This is a genomic window from Shewanella sp. AS16 (genome assembly GCF_021412365.1).
GTDB lineage: Bacteria > Pseudomonadota > Gammaproteobacteria > Enterobacterales > Shewanellaceae > Shewanella > Shewanella salipaludis.
Window position 1 is genome coordinate 1 of the sequence record NZ_JAKCLK010000079.1, and the last position, 377, is coordinate 377.

General features: G+C 50.9%; 1 protein-coding gene. It reads left to right on the forward strand.

What is annotated here, in order from left to right:
* On the forward strand, positions 1–377 hold a 377-nt coding region (locus tag LZP73_RS19415; protein ID WP_267960255.1), incomplete at both ends, for an anion permease.

Here is a 377-nt window from a genome sequence, read left to right on the forward strand (position 1 = left end):
CGCGTCGTGTTGGACATTACCTGATGATGTCCATTTACATGGTCACTAAAACCACCAGCTATATGTTCTTTACCGCAATGGCGGGGAACATTCTGGCGCTGAAAATGATCAACGACATTCTGCACCTGCAAATTAGCTGGGGTGGATGGGCGCTAGCCGCCGGATTGCCGGGCATCATTATGCTGCTGGTCACCCCGCTGGTGATTTACACCATGTATCCACCAGAAATTAAGAAGGTGGATAACAAAACCATCGCTAAAGCGGGCCTTGCCGAACTGGGACCGATGAAAATCCGCGAAAAAATGCTGCTCGGTGTCTTTGTGCTGGCGCTGCTGGGCTGGATTTTCAGTAAGTCTCTGGGGGTTGATGAATCCACC